This is a genomic window from Streptomyces sp. NPDC026394 (assembly GCF_055567735.1).
This window is the reverse complement of sequence record NZ_JBVHPX010000003.1, coordinates 482,546-499,497: the sequence shown is the minus strand read 5'-3', so window position 1 is coordinate 499,497 and position 16,952 is coordinate 482,546. Positions and strand designations below refer to the sequence as shown.

30 protein-coding genes are annotated in these 16,952 nt (G+C 67.0%); all 30 read left to right on the top strand.

The features are described 5' to 3' along the window. Positions 1–535 precede the first annotated feature (535 nt). The 30 genes from ACZ4QV_RS10660 to rpsK all read left to right on the top strand — a co-directional run bounded on the left by ACZ4QV_RS10660 (position 536) and on the right by rpsK (position 16,874). Entirely contained in the window at positions 536–814 is a 279-nt protein-coding gene (locus ACZ4QV_RS10660) for a hypothetical protein (RefSeq protein WP_361149184.1), read from the top strand. A gap of 146 nt (positions 815–960) precedes the next feature. Then, positions 961–1,872, top strand: a complete 912-nt coding sequence (locus ACZ4QV_RS10655) for a helix-turn-helix transcriptional regulator (protein ID WP_361149187.1) — start codon at positions 961–963, stop codon at positions 1,870–1,872. A 431-nt stretch (positions 1,873–2,303) separates the two neighbouring features. Further along, positions 2,304–2,612: a 30S ribosomal protein S10 gene (gene rpsJ / locus ACZ4QV_RS10650; protein ID WP_004571821.1), complete on the top strand. Its 309-nt coding sequence runs from the start codon at positions 2,304–2,306 to the stop codon at positions 2,610–2,612. 14 nt (positions 2,613–2,626) lie between these two features. After that, positions 2,627–3,271, top strand: coding sequence for a 50S ribosomal protein L3 (rplC, locus tag ACZ4QV_RS10645; protein ID WP_030016992.1), 645 nt, complete (start codon positions 2,627–2,629; stop codon positions 3,269–3,271). 8 nt (positions 3,272–3,279) lie between these two features. Continuing rightward, on the top strand, positions 3,280–3,930 hold the full coding sequence (gene rplD / locus ACZ4QV_RS10640) for a 50S ribosomal protein L4 (RefSeq protein WP_361149190.1): 651 nt from the start codon (positions 3,280–3,282) through the stop codon (positions 3,928–3,930). Further along, on the top strand, positions 3,930–4,253 hold the full coding sequence (rplW, locus tag ACZ4QV_RS10635; RefSeq protein ID WP_030016990.1) for a 50S ribosomal protein L23: 324 nt from the start codon (positions 3,930–3,932) through the stop codon (positions 4,251–4,253). Before rplD ends, rplW begins: the two co-directional genes overlap by 1 nt. A gap of 39 nt (positions 4,254–4,292) precedes the next feature. After that, on the top strand, positions 4,293–5,129 hold the full coding sequence (gene rplB / locus ACZ4QV_RS10630) for a 50S ribosomal protein L2 (RefSeq protein WP_030016989.1): 837 nt from the start codon (positions 4,293–4,295) through the stop codon (positions 5,127–5,129). Between the two features lie 12 nt (positions 5,130–5,141). Continuing rightward, entirely contained in the window at positions 5,142–5,423 is a 282-nt protein-coding gene (gene rpsS, locus ACZ4QV_RS10625) for a 30S ribosomal protein S19 (RefSeq protein ID WP_030016988.1), read from the top strand. Positions 5,424–5,467: 44 nt separating this feature from the next. Continuing rightward, positions 5,468–5,815, top strand: a complete 348-nt coding sequence (gene rplV / locus ACZ4QV_RS10620; protein ID WP_006604878.1) for a 50S ribosomal protein L22 — start codon at positions 5,468–5,470, stop codon at positions 5,813–5,815. Then, complete coding sequence (gene rpsC / locus ACZ4QV_RS10615; RefSeq protein WP_030016987.1) at positions 5,815–6,645, top strand: 30S ribosomal protein S3; 831 nt, start codon at positions 5,815–5,817, stop codon at positions 6,643–6,645. Before rplV ends, rpsC begins: the two co-directional genes overlap by 1 nt. 5 nt (positions 6,646–6,650) lie before the next feature. Beyond that, positions 6,651–7,070: a 50S ribosomal protein L16 gene (gene rplP / locus ACZ4QV_RS10610; RefSeq protein WP_004571829.1), complete on the top strand. Its 420-nt coding sequence runs from the start codon at positions 6,651–6,653 to the stop codon at positions 7,068–7,070. Beyond that, positions 7,070–7,294, top strand: a complete 225-nt coding sequence (gene rpmC, locus ACZ4QV_RS10605) for a 50S ribosomal protein L29 (RefSeq protein WP_030016986.1) — start codon at positions 7,070–7,072, stop codon at positions 7,292–7,294. The genes rplP and rpmC overlap by 1 nt, the downstream gene beginning before the upstream one ends. After that, positions 7,294–7,578: a 30S ribosomal protein S17 gene (rpsQ, locus tag ACZ4QV_RS10600; RefSeq protein WP_004571831.1), complete on the top strand. Its 285-nt coding sequence runs from the start codon at positions 7,294–7,296 to the stop codon at positions 7,576–7,578. The genes rpmC and rpsQ overlap by 1 nt, the downstream gene beginning before the upstream one ends. Before the next feature lie 131 nt (positions 7,579–7,709). Then, positions 7,710–8,078, top strand: coding sequence for a 50S ribosomal protein L14 (rplN, locus tag ACZ4QV_RS10595; RefSeq protein ID WP_003974257.1), 369 nt, complete (start codon positions 7,710–7,712; stop codon positions 8,076–8,078). Between the two features lie 3 nt (positions 8,079–8,081). Then, positions 8,082–8,405, top strand: a complete 324-nt coding sequence (rplX, locus tag ACZ4QV_RS10590; RefSeq protein WP_031003050.1) for a 50S ribosomal protein L24 — start codon at positions 8,082–8,084, stop codon at positions 8,403–8,405. Continuing rightward, positions 8,405–8,965, top strand: coding sequence for a 50S ribosomal protein L5 (gene rplE / locus ACZ4QV_RS10585; protein WP_030016984.1), 561 nt, complete (start codon positions 8,405–8,407; stop codon positions 8,963–8,965). Before rplX ends, rplE begins: the two co-directional genes overlap by 1 nt. Positions 8,966–8,967: 2 nt before the next feature. Further along, positions 8,968–9,153, top strand: coding sequence for a type Z 30S ribosomal protein S14 (locus tag ACZ4QV_RS10580; RefSeq protein WP_004571834.1), 186 nt, complete (start codon positions 8,968–8,970; stop codon positions 9,151–9,153). 266 nt (positions 9,154–9,419) lie between these two features. After that, complete coding sequence (rpsH, locus tag ACZ4QV_RS10575) at positions 9,420–9,818, top strand: 30S ribosomal protein S8 (protein ID WP_004571835.1); 399 nt, start codon at positions 9,420–9,422, stop codon at positions 9,816–9,818. A 22-nt stretch (positions 9,819–9,840) separates the two neighbouring features. Then, positions 9,841–10,380 (top strand): 50S ribosomal protein L6, encoded by a 540-nt coding sequence (gene rplF / locus ACZ4QV_RS10570; protein ID WP_073768965.1) that lies wholly within the window; start codon positions 9,841–9,843, stop codon positions 10,378–10,380. A gap of 3 nt (positions 10,381–10,383) precedes the next feature. After that, a complete protein-coding gene (gene rplR / locus ACZ4QV_RS10565; protein ID WP_030375637.1) occupies positions 10,384–10,767 on the top strand; it encodes a 50S ribosomal protein L18 in 384 nt (127 codons plus the stop codon). Between the two features lie 46 nt (positions 10,768–10,813). Then, positions 10,814–11,419 carry a 30S ribosomal protein S5 gene (gene rpsE / locus ACZ4QV_RS10560; RefSeq protein WP_030016981.1) on the top strand — a complete coding sequence of 202 codons (606 nt, stop codon included), beginning with the start codon at positions 10,814–10,816 and terminating at the stop codon, positions 11,417–11,419. Beyond that, the gene (gene rpmD, locus ACZ4QV_RS10555) at positions 11,419–11,601 is read left to right on the top strand and encodes a 50S ribosomal protein L30 (RefSeq protein WP_030016980.1); all 183 of its coding nucleotides are present in this window, start codon (positions 11,419–11,421) and stop codon (positions 11,599–11,601) included. The genes rpsE and rpmD overlap by 1 nt, the downstream gene beginning before the upstream one ends. A gap of 1 nt (position 11,602) precedes the next feature. Continuing rightward, positions 11,603–12,058: a 50S ribosomal protein L15 gene (gene rplO, locus ACZ4QV_RS10550; RefSeq protein WP_030016979.1), complete on the top strand. Its 456-nt coding sequence runs from the start codon at positions 11,603–11,605 to the stop codon at positions 12,056–12,058. A 236-nt stretch (positions 12,059–12,294) separates the two neighbouring features. Continuing rightward, on the top strand, positions 12,295–13,608 hold the full coding sequence (gene secY, locus ACZ4QV_RS10545; RefSeq protein WP_125046327.1) for a preprotein translocase subunit SecY: 1,314 nt from the start codon (positions 12,295–12,297) through the stop codon (positions 13,606–13,608). Further along, positions 13,608–14,258 carry an adenylate kinase gene (locus ACZ4QV_RS10540; protein ID WP_361149201.1) on the top strand — a complete coding sequence of 217 codons (651 nt, stop codon included), beginning with the start codon at positions 13,608–13,610 and terminating at the stop codon, positions 14,256–14,258. The genes secY and ACZ4QV_RS10540 overlap by 1 nt, the downstream gene beginning before the upstream one ends. Positions 14,259–14,385: 127 nt before the next feature. After that, entirely contained in the window at positions 14,386–15,222 is an 837-nt protein-coding gene (map, locus tag ACZ4QV_RS10535; RefSeq protein WP_361149203.1) for a type I methionyl aminopeptidase, read from the top strand. 193 nt (positions 15,223–15,415) lie between these two features. Further along, positions 15,416–15,637, top strand: coding sequence for a translation initiation factor IF-1 (gene infA, locus ACZ4QV_RS10530; protein ID WP_003956442.1), 222 nt, complete (start codon positions 15,416–15,418; stop codon positions 15,635–15,637). A gap of 58 nt (positions 15,638–15,695) precedes the next feature. Next, the gene (rpmJ, locus tag ACZ4QV_RS10525; protein WP_003956441.1) at positions 15,696–15,809 is read left to right on the top strand and encodes a 50S ribosomal protein L36; all 114 of its coding nucleotides are present in this window, start codon (positions 15,696–15,698) and stop codon (positions 15,807–15,809) included. A 215-nt stretch (positions 15,810–16,024) separates the two neighbouring features. After that, entirely contained in the window at positions 16,025–16,405 is a 381-nt protein-coding gene (gene rpsM, locus ACZ4QV_RS10520; RefSeq protein WP_004571844.1) for a 30S ribosomal protein S13, read from the top strand. 64 nt (positions 16,406–16,469) lie between these two features. Next, positions 16,470–16,874 carry a 30S ribosomal protein S11 gene (gene rpsK, locus ACZ4QV_RS10515; RefSeq protein ID WP_004571845.1) on the top strand — a complete coding sequence of 135 codons (405 nt, stop codon included), beginning with the start codon at positions 16,470–16,472 and terminating at the stop codon, positions 16,872–16,874. Positions 16,875–16,952 lie beyond the last annotated feature (78 nt).

Sequence of the window (16,952 nt, the reverse complement as noted above, 5' to 3'; positions counted from 1 at the left end):
TATGGTTCAGGGTTCCCCCGGGGGTGCGGCGTAGTCGCCGGGTGCGCAGCTTCAGCCGGAAGGCTTCCATTTCTTGTGAGCTGTAGGATTTTCGGGTTCATTCGATACGGCGTATTTTTGCCCGCGCCGGATAATTCTTTTGCGCTCGGCGCCCGGGGGCGTACGGCGGTGCGCGGGCGTGAGCCGGAGCGGGGGAGCGGGGTGTGCGGCGAGTGGGGTGCGCCGCGCCCCGCGCCGCGCGGTGCGGAAGTTCGGTTCGCGGGTGCGGCGCGCCGGAAATGGCGAGGGACCTTCCGTCATTTGGAGTAACGTACTGATGTCGGAGCGTCACCGCCCGGGGAGGGGCGGCTCGCGCCGAGGGGGTCGGGCGTCGCCAGGAAGTCCAGTCGGCACCAGAGGAGTCAGCCTCTCGTGGTACTTGCTCACCCCGTCACCCGTGTCGCGCCGCGGAGCACCGCCTCCGCGCCCGCCCCGAAGCCGCGCGTGCGCCGCGGACCGCCGGCGTCTTCCGTGCGCGCCGACGGGCGGTGAGCGGGTGGTCGGCAGCGAGATCAGGCCCTGCGATCACCCCAAGAAGGACGTGCGGCGGGTGCTGGAGAAGTGGGCGGCCCGTGGCTGGGTGCTGCGCAAGGACGGGCACTGGGGGCGGCTCTACTGTCCGTGCGCGGGCCGCTGCACGGTCATCCCGGTGGCGGGCACGCCGCGCAGCGCCTCCGCGCACGCGCGCGTGATCGACCGGCTGGCGGCTCGGTGCCCGCTGCCGGACGACGCGGCGAACCGCAGTCTCACGGGGATGCCGCGCGGCGAAGCGTGACCGCGGCGTCAACTGAGGTGGACCGGCGGTGACCGTGCGCTTTACGACGGCTGCCCGTGCAGGCTGCGACATGTTTTGTCATGCTTTGTCTGTTGACGAACGACAACAGACCTGCAACCCTGCCCAAGGACTAGGGGGACGCCGTCATGGACTACGACTTCACCTTCGTCGTCACGGGCGCGACCGTCGACGACCCGGACGCCGTCGACGCGCTGCGCGACACCTGCGACGCCCTCCTGGCGCGGGCCGGCGGCACCGACCTGCTCAGCATCACCTGGCCCGGCGACTGCGCGGTCCGGGCCGCGCTCGAAGCGGCCTCCGCGGCGCGCGCCGCGGTGCCGCGCCTGCGGGTGCGCCGCCTCGACCGCGATGTGGTCGGCATACACGAGATCGCCGAGCGCACGGGACGCTCCCGGCAGAACGTCGCCCAGTGGGCCGCCGGGGTGCGCAAGGCCCAGGGTGCCCCGTTCCCGGCCGCCGAGGGCACCGTCGGGCGCTCCCGGGCGTGGCTGTGGCCGGAGGTCAACCGCTGGCTCGCGGCGTACGGCCTCGACGACGGGGCCGCGTACCCCACGCGCGAGGAGATGGCGGAGATCGACGTGGCGCTGGCCGGCCGGGTCTCGCTGACGTTCCGGTTCGCCGCGACCACGGGCTTCCAGGAGGGACGGCAGCGCGTCATCGACGAGCTGCGCAACCGCCACATAAACCGGTTCCTGGGCATACTGGCGGGGTTCGAGGGCACCACGGACGAGCACGGCGACCATGTGCTGGTCGTGGCCGACGGACGCGAGCCGGCCCGCGGGGTCATGGAGCGGGTGGCGCAGTTCCCGCACGACGTGGTGCTGGTGACCGAGACCGACCAGTTCACGGTCACCGTCCTCGCCAGCCGCGGCCCGGACCGCTCGGGCCGCGTCGTCCCCGTGCCCGGCACGGCGACGGTCGGCGAGTGGCTCCGGCAGATCCGCGACTTCCCGCACGCCACCTTCGCCGTGGAGGGTGACGAGCGTCACGCGGAGGAGTCCGCCCGTATCCAGTGGCAGCTGGCGATCGCGGCGTGAGAGCGGGCCGGCGGCGCCCCGCCGGCGGTCCGTCCCGGCGCGTCGGAGGCGGGTCCGTGCATCCGGGCGGTGTGACGCGGTGTACGATCTCCCGCTCGATTGGCAGCGGCCGCCGCTGATGTGGCACACTGTCCAGGTTGCTCGGTTGAGTGCCGATGCTGCGCGCCTCCCGCCGGGGGGACTGGAAGCGAGTCCTAGGTATTCGTCGTCCCTTATCAGGGGCGGAAGTACGGGAATCTTCCGGGAAGTGCAGCGGGGTGCCTCAGCCAGGCGCCCGGTGGGTGTTCATCCCCCACGTTTTCCTTCTCGAAGGATCGCCCTTGCGGGGATCTGCGGGAAGGAGCGCGACACGCCCGACCGCGTGGGTCGGTGGATGAACGGCAACGTACCGGGTCCCAGAGCGTTACGAGAGACAGGACTACGAAGTAGCCATGGCGGGACAGAAGATCCGCATCCGGCTCAAGGCCTACGACCACGAGGTCATCGACACGTCGGCGAAGAAGATCGTCGAGACGGTGACCCGTACTGGTGCGTCGGTCGCGGGCCCGGTGCCGCTCCCCACCGAGAAGAACGTGTACTGCGTCATCAAGTCGCCGCACAAGTACAAGGACTCGCGCGAGCACTTCGAGATGCGCACGCACAAGCGCCTGATCGACATTCTCGACCCGACGCCCAAGACCGTTGACTCGCTGATGCGCCTGGACCTTCCGGCCGGCGTTGACATCGAGATCAAGCTCTGAGAGGCGCAGTAGAGATGGCTAAGCAGATCAAGGGCATCCTGGGCGAGAAGCTCGGCATGACCCAGGTCTGGGACGAGAACAACCGTGTCGTCCCGGTCACTGTGGTCAAGGCCGGCCCCTGCGTCGTTACCCAGGTGCGCACCAATGACCAGGACGGCTACGACTCCGTCCAGATCGCCTTCGGCGAGATCGACCCGCGCAAGGTGAACAAGCCCCTCAAGGGCCACTTCGCGAAGGCCGACGTCACCCCCCGCCGTCACCTCGTCGAGGTCCGTACCACTGACGCCAGTGAGTACACCCTCGGCCAGGAGCTGACCGCCGAGACCTTCGAGTCGGGCGTCAAGGTGGACGTGACCGGCAAGAGCAAGGGCAAGGGCTTCGCCGGTGTCATGAAGCGTCACGGCTTCCACGGCGGCAAGGCTTCGCACGGTGCCCACCGCGTGCACCGCAAGCCGGGCTCCATCGGTGGCTGCGCCACCCCGGGCCGCGTGTTCAAGGGCATGCGGATGGCCGGCCGTATGGGCAACGAGCGGGTCACCACCCAGAACCTGACCGTCCATGCCGTTGACGCGGAGAAGGGTCTGCTGCTCATCAAGGGCGCAGTTCCTGGTCCGAACGGCGGCCTCGTCCTGGTCCGTACCGCGGCCAAGGGGGCCTGAGGTAACCGATGAGCACCATTGACATCCTTTCGCCGGCAGGCGACAAGGCCGGGACCGTCGAGCTCCCCACGGAGATCTTCGACGCGAAGGTCAGCATTCCGCTGATCCACCAGGTCGTTGTCGCGCAGCTGGCCGCGGCCCGTCAGGGCACGCACAAGACCAAGACTCGTGGCGAGGTCCGCGGCGGTGGCAAGAAGCCGTACCGCCAGAAGGGCACCGGCCGCGCGCGCCAGGGTTCGACCCGTGCGCCGCAGTTCGCCGGCGGTGGCGTCGTGCACGGCCCCGTGCCGCGTGACTACTCGCAGCGGACCCCGAAGAAGATGAAGGCCGCCGCCCTGCGCGGTGCCCTCACCGACCGGGCCCGCAACAGCCGCGTCCACGTCGTCTCCGGCGTGGTCGAGGGCGAGGTCTCCACGAAGGCCGCCAAGGCTCTCCTCGGCAAGATCAGCGAGCGCAAGCACGTGCTGCTGGTCGCCGAGCGCGCCGACGAGGCCGCGTGGCTCTCCGCCCGCAACCTGCCCCAGGTCCACATCCTGGAGCCGGGCCAGCTGAACACGTACGACGTGCTCGTCTCCGACGACGTGGTCTTCACCAAGGCCGCCTTCGAGTCCTTCGTGGCTGGTCCCAAGGCCGCTGAGCTCGAAGGGAGCGCCGCCTGATGACTGAGGCGACCGTTACCAGCAAGTCCTTCTCGGACCCGCGCGACCTTCTGGTCAAGCCGGTCGTCTCCGAGAAGAGCTACGCGCTGCTGGACGAGAACAAGTACACGTTCATCGTCGACCCGCGTGCGAACAAGACCCAGATCAAGCAGGCCGTCGAGGCGGTCTTCTCGGTCAAGGTCACCGGGGTCAACACGATCAACCGCCAGGGCAAGCGCAAGCGCACCCGCACCGGTTTCGGTAAGCGCGCCAACACCAAGCGCGCCATCGTGACCCTCGCCGAGGGCGACCGTATCGACATCTTCGGCGGCCCGGTCTCCTAACGGAGTCCGAGTCGTCCGGAATCGGACGAGGACTGAGAAATGGGTATCCGCAAGTACAAGCCGACGACCCCGGGCCGTCGTGGCTCCAGCGTCGCCGACTTTGTCGAGATCACGCGGTCCACGCCGGAGAAGTCGCTGGTCCGCCCGCTGCACAGCAAGGGCGGCCGTAACAACGCCGGTCGTGTGACCGTTCGCCACCAGGGCGGTGGCCACAAGCGCGCCTACCGCGTGATCGACTTCCGTCGTCACGACAAGGACGGCGTGCCGGCCAAGGTCGCGCACATCGAGTACGACCCGAACCGCACCGCGCGCATCGCGCTGCTGCACTACGCAGACGGCGAGAAGCGCTACATCATCGCGCCGCGTGGCCTGGTGCAGGGTGCTCGGATTGAGAACGGCCAGGGCGCCGACATCAAGCCGGGCAACAACCTGCCGCTGCGCCACATCCCGGTCGGTACGACGATCCACGCCATCGAGCTGCGGCCCGGCGGCGGCGCGAAGTTCGCCCGCTCCGCGGGTGCCTCCGTGCAGCTGCTGGCGAAGGAGGGCTCCATGGCCCACCTTCGTATGCCGTCCGGTGAGATCCGCCTGGTCGACGTGCGCTGCCGCGCCACCGTCGGCGAGGTCGGCAATGCCGAGCAGTCGAACATCAACTGGGGCAAGGCCGGCCGTATGCGCTGGAAGGGCGTCCGCCCGACCGTGCGTGGTGTCGTGATGAACCCGGTCGACCACCCGCACGGTGGTGGTGAGGGCAAGACCTCCGGTGGTCGCCACCCGGTCTCGCCCTGGGGCCAGAAGGAGGGTCGTACGCGTTCGCCGAAGAAGGCTTCGAACAAGTACATCGTCCGCCGCCGCAAGACGAACAAGAAGCGCTAGGAGCGGGTTTAGATGCCGCGTAGTCTCAAGAAGGGGCCCTTCGTCGACGACCACCTGAGCAAGAAGGTGGACACGCAGAACGAAGCCGGCACCAAGAACGTCATCAAGACCTGGTCCCGCCGCTCCATGATCGTCCCGGCCATGCTCGGCCACACGATCGCGGTGCACGACGGCCGCAAGCACGTCCCGGTGTTCGTCACCGAGTCGATGGTCGGCCACAAGCTCGGCGAGTTTGCGCCGACCCGCACCTTCCGCGGCCACGAGAAGGACGACCGCAAGTCGCGTCGTCGCTGATCGACCGGAGTGCGAAGACTATGACTGACACCGAAGGGACAACCATGGAAGCCAGGGCCCAGGCGCGGTACATCCGCGTCACGCCCATGAAGGCCCGCCGCGTGGTGGACCTTATCCGTGGCATGGATGCCACGGAGGCTCAGGCGGTCCTGCGTTTCGCCCCGCAGGCCGCGAGCGTGCCCGTCGGCAAGGTGCTGGACAGCGCCATTGCCAACGCGGCGCACAACTACGACCACACCGACGCCGGCAGCCTCGTCATTTCCGAGGCGTACGTCGACGAAGGCCCGACCCTGAAGCGGTTCCGTCCGCGCGCCCAGGGCCGTGCCTACCGGATCCGCAAGCGGACCAGCCACATCACCGTGGTCGTCAGCAGCAAGGAAGGAACCCGGTAATGGGCCAGAAGGTTAACCCGCACGGGTTCCGGCTCGGCATCACCACCGACTTCAAGTCGCGTTGGTACGCCGACAAGCTGTACAAGGACTACGTCAAGGAAGACGTCGCCATTCGTCGCATGATGACGAAGGGCATGGAGCGCGCCGGCATCTCGAAGGTGGAGATCGAGCGCACCCGTGAGCGCGTCCGCGTCGACATCCACACCGCTCGTCCGGGCATCGTCATCGGCCGCCGCGGCGCCGAGGCCGACCGCATCCGCGGCGAACTGGAGAAGCTGACCGGCAAGCAGGTCCAGCTGAACATCCTCGAGGTCAAGAACCCCGAGACCGATGCTCAGCTCGTGGCCCAGGCCGTCGCCGAGCAGCTGTCCTCCCGCGTCTCCTTCCGTCGCGCCATGCGCAAGAGCATGCAGTCGACGATGAAGGCCGGCGCCAAGGGCATCAAGATCCAGTGCGGTGGCCGTCTCGGCGGCGCCGAGATGTCGCGCTCGGAGTTCTACCGCGAGGGCCGCGTGCCCCTGCACACGCTCCGCGCCAACGTCGACTACGGCTTCTTCGAGGCCAAGACCACCTTCGGCCGTATCGGTGTGAAGGTCTGGATCTACAAGGGCGACGTCAAGAACATCGCCGAGGTCCGCGCCGAGAACGCTGCCGCCCGTGCGGGCAACCGCCCGGCCCGTGGTGGTGGCGGCAACGACCGTCCGCGCCGCGGTGGCGAGCGTGGCGGCCGTGGCGGCCGCAAGCCGCAGCAGAACGCCGCTGCCGAGGCCCCCAAGGCCGAGGCCGCTGCCGCTGCTCCGGCTGCTGAGAGCACCGGAACGGAGGGCTGACCGACATGCTGATCCCTCGCAGGGTCAAGCACCGCAAGCAGCACCACCCGAAGCGCAACGGTATGGCCAAGGGTGGCACCGAGCTTGCCTTCGGTGAGTACGGCATTCAGGCCGTGACCCCCGCCTACGTGACGAACCGGCAGATCGAGTCCGCTCGTATCGCCATGACCCGTCACATCAAGCGTGGCGGCAAGGTCTGGATCAACATTTACCCGGACCGCCCGCTGACGAAGAAGCCGGCCGAGACCCGCATGGGTTCCGGTAAGGGTTCTCCGGAGTGGTGGGTCGCGAACGTCAAGCCCGGTCGGGTGATGTTCGAGCTGTCCTTCCCGAACGAAAAGGTTGCGAAGGAGGCGCTGACCCGCGCCGCCCACAAGCTTCCGATGAAGTGCCGCATCGTGCGGCGCGAGGCAGGTGAGTCGTGATGGCGGCCGGTACCAAGGCGACCGAGCTGCGCGAGCTGAATGGCGAGGACCTCGTCAAGAAGCTGCGTGAGGCCAAGGAGGAGCTGTTCAACCTCCGCTTCCAGGCGGCGACCGGACAGCTCGAAAACCACGGCCGGCTGAAGGCCGTCCGCAAGGACATCGCCCGGATCTACACCCTGATGCGGGAGCGCGAGCTCGGCATCGAGACGGTGGAGAGCGCCTGATGAGCGAGAAGAATGTGACTGAGACGAACGAGCAGCGCGGCTTCCGCAAGACCCGCGAGGGTCTCGTCGTCAGCGACAAGATGGACAAGACCGTCGTCGTCGCTGTCGAGGACCGTGTCAAGCACGCGCTGTACGGCAAGGTCATCCGCCGTACGAACAAGCTCAAGGCGCACGACGAGCAGAACGCTGCCGGTGTCGGCGACCGCGTCCTCCTGATGGAGACGCGTCCGCTGTCGGCGAGCAAGCGCTGGCGCATCGTCGAGATCCTCGAGAAGGCCAAGTAAGGACATTCCCGTTCGGGAATTCCTATAGATACCGCCTGGGGGGTTTCCCCCAGGTCAGTTCCGCCAGGCTCGGCGGTGGGCCTCAGCCATGAGGCCCCCGCCGGGAACCGGCAGACGATCAGGAGATAGACGTGATCCAGCAGGAGTCGCGGCTTCGGGTCGCCGACAACACGGGTGCGAAGGAAATTCTCACCATCCGTGTTCTCGGTGGTTCGGGCCGCCGCTACGCGGGCATCGGTGACGTCATCGTCGCCACCGTCAAGGATGCGATCCCCGGTGGCAACGTGAAGAAGGGTGACGTCGTCAAGGCGGTCATCGTTCGCACCGTCAAGGAGCGCCGCCGTCCGGACGGCTCGTACATCCGCTTCGACGAGAACGCGGCCGTCATCCTCAAGAACGATGGCGACCCCCGCGGCACCCGTATCTTCGGCCCCGTGGGCCGGGAGCTGCGCGAGAAGAAGTTCATGAAGATCATCTCGCTCGCGCCGGAGGTGCTGTAACCGATGAAGATCAAGAAGGGCGACCTGGTCCAGATCATCACCGGCAAGGACAAGGGCAAGCAGGGCAAGGTCATCGCGGCCTTCCCCCGCGAGGACCGTGTCCTGGTCGAGGGTGTCAACCGGGTCAAGAAGCACACCAAGGCCGGTCAGACCGCTCGCGGCTCCAAGACCGGCGGCATCGTGACGACCGAGGCCCCCATCCACGTCAGCAACGTTCAGCTGGTCGTGGAGAAGGACGGCAACAAGGTCGTCACCCGCGTCGGGTACCGCTTCGACGAAGAGGGCAACAAGATCCGCGTTGCCAAGCGGACCGGTGAGGACATCTGATGACTGCCACCACCAACGCGCCGCGCCTCAAGCAGCGCTACCGCGAAGAGATCGCCGGGAAGCTGAAGGACGAGTTCTCCTACGAGAACGTCATGCAGATCCCCGGTCTGACCAAGATCGTGGTCAACATGGGTGTGGGCGACGCCGCCCGCGACTCCAAGCTGATCGAGGGTGCCATCAAGGACCTCACCACGATCACCGGCCAGAAGCCGGCCGTCACCAAGGCCCGTAAGTCCATCGCGCAGTTCAAGCTGCGCGAGGGCCAGCCGATCGGTGCCCACGTCACCCTCCGCGGTGACCGCATGTGGGAGTTCCTGGACCGCCTGCTGTCGCTCGCGCTGCCGCGCATCCGCGACTTCCGTGGTCTGTCCCCGAAGCAGTTCGACGGTCGGGGCAACTACACCTTCGGTCTCACGGAGCAGGTCATGTTCCACGAGATCGACCAGGACAAGATCGACCGGCAGCGGGGCATGGACATCACCGTGGTCACCACGGCGTCCAACGACGATGAGGGCCGCGCCCTGCTTCGTCACCTCGGCTTCCCGTTCAAGGAGAACTGACCGTGGCGAAGAAGGCTCTGATCGCTAAGGCGGCCCGCAAGCCGAAGTTCGCTGTGCGCGCGTACACGCGTTGCCAGCGCTGCGGCCGTCCGCACTCCGTGTACCGCAAGTTCGGCCTGTGCCGCGTGTGCCTCCGTGAGATGGCTCACCGTGGCGAGCTGCCGGGCGTGACCAAGAGCTCCTGGTAACACCCCCTCCCGCACGTCCGACCAGCGCCCTCACGGGCGGTCCGGCGGACGGCAGGAATCATGTGGGTGGTTCCGGAGTCTCTCGGTAAGCATCTGTTCGGCGGGGCCCCGCCCTTTGATCCCGTAGGGTAGAAGGGTTGGGCGCCCCGCCGCCCAGGAACGACTTACTACGCCGAAGGTCCCCGCGCCGCACCCGTCCCGACCCTGCTCGGGGAGAGGGATGGCGCATACAGGAAACCCCGGCGAGAGAGGCCGAAGGCCAATTCATGACCATGACTGACCCCATCGCAGACATGCTCACGCGTCTGCGTAACGCGAACTCGGCGTACCACGACACCGTCGTGATGCCGCACAGCAAGATCAAGTCGCACATCGCGGAGATCCTCCAGCAGGAGGGTTACATCACCGGCTGGAAGGTCGAGGACGCCGAGGTCGGCAAGAACCTCATCCTCGAGCTGAAGTTCGGTCCGAACCGCGAGCGTTCGATCGCCGGCATCAAGCGCATCTCGAAGCCGGGCCTGCGGGTCTACGCAAAGTCCACCAACCTGCCGAAGGTGCTCGGCGGCCTGGGCGTGGCGATCATCTCCACGTCGCACGGTCTCCTCACCGGTCAGCAGGCCAGCAAGAAGGGCGTAGGCGGAGAAGTTCTCGCCTACGTCTGGTAATTCGGGAACGGAGGAATAGCTAATGTCGCGTATTGGCAAGCTGCCCATCCAGGTTCCCGCTGGTGTGGACGTCACCATCGACGGTCGCACGGTTTCGGTGAAGGGTCCCAAGGGCTCCCTGCAGCACACCGTCGCCGCGCCCATCGAGGTCGCCAAGGGTGAGGACGGCTTCATCGCCGTCACCCGCCCGAACGACGAGCGTCAGAACAAGGCCCTGCACGGCCTGTCCCGCACGCTGGTGGCGAACATGATCACCGGCGTGACCCAGGGATTCACGAAGGCGCTCGAGATCAGCGGTGTCGGTTACCGCGTCCAGGCGAAGGGCTCCAACCTGGAGTTCTCGCTCGGTTACAGCCACCCGATCCTGGTCGAGGCGCCCGAGGGCATCTCGTTCAAGGTCGAGTCCCCGACCAAGCTGAGCGTCGAGGGCATCGACAAGCAGAAGGTCGGCGAGGTCGCCGCGAACATCCGCAAGCTGCGCAAGCCCGACCCGTACAAGGCCAAGGGCGTCAAGTACGCCGGCGAGGTCATCCGCCGCAAGGTCGGAAAGGCTGGTAAGTAAGCCATGGCATACGGTGTGAAGGTCGCGAAGGGTGACGCCTACAAGCGCGCCGCCGCCAAGCGTCGCCACATCCGCATCCGCAAGCGGATTTCGGGTACGCCGGAGCGTCCGCGTCTGGTCGTGACGCGGTCCAACCGCGGTATCACCGCCCAGGTCATCGACGACATCAAGGGTCACACCCTGGCGTCGGCGTCGACCCTGGACGCGTCGATCCGCGGTGGCGAGGGCAACAAGACGGACCTGGCCAAGCAGGTCGGTTCCCTGGTCGCCGAGCGCGCCAAGGCCGCCGGCGTCGAGGCCGTCGTGTTCGACCGTGGTGGCAAGCAGTACGCCGGGCGGATTGCCGCTCTGGCCGACGCCGCCCGCGAAGCCGGGCTGAAGTTCTAAGCCCCGGTTCCGTAGCTAGCGGACGTAACAGAGAGAGGTAAATCCAATGGCTGGACCCCAGCGCCGCGGGAGCGGTGCCGGTGGCGGCGAGCGGCGGGACCGTAAGGACCGGCGGGACGGCGGCGCAGCTGCCGAGAAGACCGCCTACGTCGAGCGTGTTGTCGCAATCAACCGCGTCGCCAAGGTTGTGAAGGGTGGTCGTCGCTTCAGCTTCACCGCGCTGGTCGTGGTGGGCGATGGTGACGGCACCGTGGGTGTCGGTTACGGCAAGGCCAAGGAGGTGCCGGCCGCCATCGCCAAGGGTGTTGAGGAGGCCAAGAAGCACTTCTTCAAGGTCCCCCGTATCGGTGGCACCATCCCGCACCCCATCCAGGGCGAAGAGGCCGCGGGCGTCGTCCTGCTCAAGCCGGCTTCCCCCGGTACCGGTGTGATCGCCGGTGGCCCGGTGCGTGCCGTGCTGGAGTGCGCGGGCATCCACGACGTGCTGAGCAAGTCGCTCGGTTCGTCGAACCCGATCAACATCGTGCACGCCACGCGCGCCGCGCTCCAGGGCCTGCAGCGGCCCGAGGAGATCGCCGCCCGCCGTGGCCTGCCGCTGGAGGACGTTGCTCCCGCCGCTCTGCTGCGGGCGCGTGCCGGGGTGAACGCGTAATGGCTTCGCTCAAGATCACGCAGACCAAGTCCATCATCGGCAGCAAGCAGAACCACCGCGACACCCTGCGTTCGCTCGGTCTCAAGAAGATCAACGACGTGGTTGTCAAGGAAGACCGCCCCGAGTACCGCGGCATGGTGCACACCGTCCGCCACCTCGTGACGGTCGAGGAGGTCGACTGACATGGCGGAGAACAACCCGCTGAAGGTCCACAACCTCCGTCCTGCCCCGGGCGCCAAGACCGCCAAGACCCGTGTGGGTCGTGGTGAGGCGTCCAAGGGTAAGACCGCAGGTCGTGGTACCAAGGGCACGAAGGCCCGTTACCAGGTTCCGGAGCGCTTCGAGGGTGGGCAGATGCCCCTCCACATGCGCCTCCCGAAGCTGAAGGGCTTCAAGAACCCCGCCCACAAGCAGTTCCAGGTCGTGAACCTGGACAAGCTGGCCGCGCTCTACCCGCAGGGTGGCGAGGTCACGGTGACCGACCTGGTCGCCAAGGGCGCGGTGCGCAAGAACGAGCTCGTCAAGGTCCTGGGCCAGGGCGAGATCTCCGTGGCGCTGACGGTGACGGTGGACTCCGTCTCCGGCTCCGCCAAGGAGAAGATCACCGCTGCCGGTGGCAGCGTCACCGAGCTCATCTGAGCTCAGTGAATCAACTGACCGGGGATGCCCACGTATTGGGGCATCCCCGGTTGGTCGTTCCAAGGGGGGCATGGTCGCCGGTAAGGTGGCGTGCACTGTTGCTGTATTTTCCGGGGGTTCTTCCCCTGGACCCCCACCGCGTGGGCTAATGTCCTGCGCGGTTTTGGCCGCTTTGTATTCGTCGATCCTCAAGACCGTCACCTCTCGCTCCAGAGGCGGGAGGCGCAGGAGGCACCGTGCTCACCGCGTTCGCCCGAGCGTTCAAGACGCCCGACCTGCGCAAGAAGCTGCTGTTCACGTTGGGCATTGTGCTCGTCTACCGGCTCGGAGCGCACGTTCCGGTGCCCGGGGTGAACTACTCCAATGTCGACACCTGCATGAAGCAGGCCGGCGCCAACGGCGGCCTCTTCGGCCTGGTGAACATGTTCAGCGGTGGTGCGCTGCTCCAGATCACGATCTTCGCGCTGGGGATCATGCCGTACATCACGGCAAGCATCATCCTCCAGCTGCTGACCGTGGTCATCCCCCGTCTGGAGGCCCTCAAGAAAGAGGGCCAGTCCGGACAGGCAAAGATCACTCAGTACACCCGGTACCTGACCGTCGCGCTGGCGGTCCTCCAGGGCACCGGCCTGGTCGCCACCGCCAAGAGCGGCGCGCTGTTCCAGGGCTGCCCCGTCGCCAGCGAGATCGTCCCGAGCGACACGATCTTCACGACCATCACCATGGTCATCACGATGACCGCCGGTACGGCCATGGTCATGTGGCTCGGTGAGCTGGTGACCGACCGCGGCATCGGCAACGGCATGTCGATCCTGATGTTCGTCGGTATCGCGGCCGGCTTCCCCGGCTCGCTGTGGCAGATCAAGATGTCCGGCAAGCTGGCGGACGGCTGGATCGAGTTCTTCGCCGTCATCGTCGTGGGTCTGGCGATGGTCGCCCTGGTCGTCTTCGTCGAGCAGGCCCAGCGGCGGATCCCCGTGCAGTACGCCAAGCGGATGATCGGACGTCGCTCGTACGGCGGTACGTCCACCTACATCCCGCTCAAGGTGAACCAGGCGGGCGTGATCCCCGTCATCTTCGCTTCGTCGCTGCTCTACATCCCGGCCCTGGTGGCACAGTTCAGCGGGTCGAAGGCCGGCTGGGCGACCTGGATCGAAACCAACTTCACCAAGGGCAACCACCCGGTCTACATCGTCACGTACTTCCTGCTGATCGTCTTCTTCGCGTTCTTCTACGTCGCCATCTCCTTCAACCCCGAAGAAGTTGCCGACAACATGAAGAAGTATGGTGGCTTCATCCCGGGGATCCGGGCCGGTCGCCCCACGGCCGAGTACCTCAGCTACGTGCTCAACCGGATCACGTGGCCGGGCTCGCTGTACCTGGGTCTGATCGCGCTGGTGCCCACCGTGGCGTTGGTGCTGTTCAAGGCCAACCAGAACTTCCCGTTCGGCGGGACGAGCATCCTGATCATCGTGGGTGTGGGTCTGGAGACCGTGAAGCAGATCGAGAGCCAGCTCCAGCAGCGCAACTACGAAGGGTTCCTCCGCTGATGCGAATCGTCCTCGTCGGGCCTCCTGGGGCAGGCAAGGGTACGCAGGCCGCGTACCTCGCCAAGAACCTCTCGATCCCGCACATCTCCACGGGCGACCTGTTCCGCGCCAACATCAGCCAGGGCACCGACCTGGGCAAAGAGGCCAAGTCCTACATGGACGCGGGCAACCTGGTCCCCGACTCGGTGACGATCGCGATGGCCGAGGACCGGCTGAACCAGGAGGACGCCCGGCAGGGCTTCCTGCTGGACGGCTTCCCGCGCAACCTGGGCCAGGCCGAGGCGCTGGACACCTACCTCAAGGGCAAGGCCGTGAAGCTGGACGCCGTCCTGGACCTGGAGGTCCCCGAGGACGAGGTCGTCAAGCGGATCGCCGGCCGCCGGATCTGCCGCAACGACAGCAGCCACGTCTTCCATGTGGACTACCACAAGCCGAAGACCGAGGGCGTCTGCGACCTCTGCGGCGGCGACCTGTACCAGCGCGAGGACGACCGCGAGGACACCGTCCGCAAGCGGCTGGAGGTCTACCACACGGAGACCGAGCCGATCATCGACCACTACAAGGCGCAGGACCTGGTCGTCACGATCCCGGCCCTCGGCAAGGTCGACGAGGTCACCCAGCGCGCGATGGCCGCGCTCGGCAAGGCCTGACAGGCACGAGAACCACGCGTACGGCCGCGGTGCCCGGGCACGGGCGCCGCGGCCGTATCGTGTATGTGGCGGCCCGTGCGGCCGCAGCAGCGTCGTAGTAGTCGGTTTGAGGAAGGCGTCAGCCCCCATGGTGGAGATCAAGAACCCCGAGCAGATCGCGAAGATGCGCGAGGCGGGGCTGGTGGTCGCCGCCATCCACGCGGCGACCCGTGAGGTGGCGGTGCCCGGCGCCACCACCAAGGACCTGGACGACGCCGCGCGCAAGGTGCTGGCCGAGCACGGCGCCAAGTCGAACTTCCTCGGGTACGGCGGCTTCCCCGCGACGATCTGCACGTCGGTCAACGACGTCGTCGTCCACGGCATCCCCGACACCGAGACCGTGCTCGCCGACGGCGACATCATCTCCATCGACTGCGGCGCGATCATCGACGGCTGGCACGGCGACGCGGCCTACACCGCCTTCGTGGGCTCCGGTCACGCTCCGGAGCTGGTCGAGCTGAGCCGGGTGACCGAGGAGTCCATGTGGGCCGGCATCGCCGCCGTCCGCAAGGGCAACCGCCTGGTCGACATCTCCAAGGCGATCGAGGGCTACATCCGCCGCCAGCCGCGCCCGGCCAACGGCAAGTACGGCATCGTCGAGGACTACGGCGGCCACGGCATCGGCTCGCAGATGCACATGGACCCGCACCTGCTGAACTACGTCGACCGCAAGCGCGGCCGCGGTCCGAAGCTGGTCCCGGGCTTCTGCATCGCCATCGAGCCCATGGTCAACCTGGGTACGGCCAAGACCCATGTGCTGGAAGACGACTGGACGGTCAAGTCGAACGACGGCGGCTGGTCCTCGCACTGGGAGCACTCGGTCGCGCTGACCGAACAGGGCCCGCTGGTGCTGACCGCCCCCGACGGCGGCAAGGCGAAGCTGGCCGAGCTGGGCATCGAGGCCGCGCCCGACCCGCTGGCCTGAGACCCGCACCCGGCCGGCGGTACGGTCCGGGCCCGAGGCGTAACGATCACTGTCCGTGGGCAATAATCGTGGATTCGTCTTTTCGGGATCGCTGACGTAGACTGACGCGTCGGCTGTCGTGCATCCGTGTGCCTGTTTTCCGGGTATGCGTCCGTACGTAGTCGATCAAGGTAGCCGATTCGAAGGGCGAAGCGTGGCCAAGAAGCAAGGTGCCATCGAAATCGAGGGCACCGTGATCGAGTCCCTCCCGAACGCGATGTTCAAGGTGGAGCTTCAGAACGGTCACAAGGTCCTCGCGCACATCAGCGGCAAGATGCGGATGCACTACATCCGCATCCTTCCGGATGACCGGGTCGTCGTGGAGCTGTCTCCGTACGACCTGACGCGTGGCCGGATCGTCTACCGCTACAAGTAGATCTTGTCGACGCCCCCTCCCGTGGGGTGGCGGCACTGACCCGGAGAACCTCACACCCATGAAGGTCAAGCCGAGCGTCAAGAAGATCTGCGACAAGTGCAAGGTGATCCGCCGCCACGGCCGGGTCATGGTGATCTGCGACAACCTGCGCCACAAGCAGCGCCAGGGCTGACGCACGCCGACCTCTCTGCATTTCGCAGTATCTTCGCGCGACGCAAACGCACAGTAATACGTACATACGCAGACACCCGACCCCCGTGCTCGCTCAGGTAGCGGACGCAGGGGACGACACCCCCGGCTCGGAGGCCGGGGACCCGGCTCGTAATGCTCAAGAGTCTTACGGGAACGGTGCTGCGGAAGACCTCCGAATACCTCAGGAGCCAATCGATGGCACGCCTCGCAGGCGTTGATCTCCCGCGCGACAAGCGCGTCGAGGTCGCCCTCACCTACGTCTTCGGCATCGGGCGCACCCTGTCGCAGCAGACCCTCGCCGCCACCGGCGTGAACCCGGACACCCGCGTTCGCGACCTGGCCGAGGAAGACCTGGTCAAGATCCGCGAGTACGTGGACAACAACCTCAAGACCGAGGGTGACCTCCGTCGCGAGATCCAGGCCGACATCCGCCGCAAGGTCGAGATCGGCTGCTACCAGGGTCTGCGTCACCGCCGCGGCCTGCCGGTGCACGGTCAGCGCACCAGCACGAACGCCCGTACCCGCAAGGGCCCGCGTCGCGCGATCGCCGGCAAGAAGAAGCCGGGCAAGAAGTAGTCCTCAGCGGACGCTCATCAGCGGTCTTCGCTGTAGGACCGACCACCTCCACCGGGAGTAATACATGCCTCCGAAGGGCCGTACGGCCGGCGCCAAGAAGGTGCGCCGCAAGGAGAAGAAGAACGTCGCCCACGGGCACGCTCACATCAAGAGCACGTTCAACAACACCATCGTCTCGATCACCGACCCCACGGGCAACGTGATTTCCTGGGCCTCGGCGGGCCACGTGGGCTTCAAGGGCTCGCGCAAGTCCACGCCGTTCGCCGCGCAGATGGCTGCCGAGTCGGCCGCCCGCCGCGCGCAGGAGCACGGCATGCGCAAGGTCGACGTCTTCGTCAAGGGTCCCGGCTCCGGCCGTGAGACCGCGATCCGCTCGCTCCAGGCCACCGGCCTGGAGGTCGGCTCGATCCAGGACGTCACCCCCACGCCGCACAACGGCTGCCGTCCCCCCAAGCGTCGTCGCGTCTGACGCCGCGCGGCCGTAACAGGCCGCAGCCTGTCGGTCCGCGCTCCGGCGCGGCCCGGCACCGGGCACTTTTCGGGCGGT